The sequence below is a fragment of the Pseudomonas reinekei genome, assembly GCF_001945365.1.
Taxonomy (GTDB): domain Bacteria; phylum Pseudomonadota; class Gammaproteobacteria; order Pseudomonadales; family Pseudomonadaceae; genus Aquipseudomonas; species Aquipseudomonas reinekei.
Map to the genome: position 1 here is coordinate 1 of NZ_MSTQ01000057.1, position 725 is coordinate 725.

The window sequence follows — 725 nt, forward strand, 5'->3', positions numbered from 1 at the left end:
ACATTGCCATTGGCCAGGCGCATTGCCTTGACGACCCGCGGATGCGCGAGGTGTTGGTGGCGATTGCGGATTGGAAGATGGATGAAGAGCAGTTTTTGAATACTAAAGGCTTATCAGGCTGGTCGCGTCTCAGTGCAGAGGCTCAAGCATTGGTGACAGCCAGTTACTTGTACTACCAGGAGGGAGAGTTTCCGTCCTCGGATTTGGTCTCGCTAACGCCACCTTCTCTGCTTGCCGGCGTCGATAAAAAAGGAGGTGCCTTATGAGCGATGCTCAACACCGCCCCCGAACCTTACCAACTCTTAAGCCCTATCTCTGGATCGCGGGCGTACTGCTGATCTTTTGGATCGGCTTCGTCTGGCTTGTCCAAATCAAGGCACAGGAACTCAATATGGAATTGCGTGACATGAATCAGGTGATGCGCTGGGGGATCGCCGCGATTGTGGGCCCGATATTGCTGATCTTCAGCGTTCACTGGTGGGGTAAAGCCGTGGCCAGTGAACGGGCGGAACTTGCCGCCTACAAAGCCGACGTCAAGGCGCAAATCGCCGAGCGGCAAGCCACGCAAGTGCGGACATATGCCTTGGAAATCCGCGGGGTGGGGCTGGCTGTTGATGATTGGCATCAATCATCGATATGGAGAGAAATAAAAAAAACGAACAACAACTTCACTTCAATCTATTCACGAGACCCCAAGGATTACGATTCTTCTCTGAGCTCTCGGG

At 53.4% G+C, this 725-nt stretch carries 2 protein-coding genes; both read left to right on the forward strand.

What is annotated here, in order from left to right:
* The coding region (locus tag BVK86_RS28955; RefSeq protein WP_139315828.1) for an effector protein Tle3 domain-containing protein at positions 1-266 on the forward strand (266 nt) is incomplete at its 5' end.
* On the forward strand, positions 263-725 hold a 463-nt coding region (locus BVK86_RS28960; RefSeq protein WP_139315829.1), incomplete at its 3' end, for a type VI lipase adapter Tla3 domain-containing protein. The genes BVK86_RS28955 and BVK86_RS28960, both read left to right, overlap by 4 nt.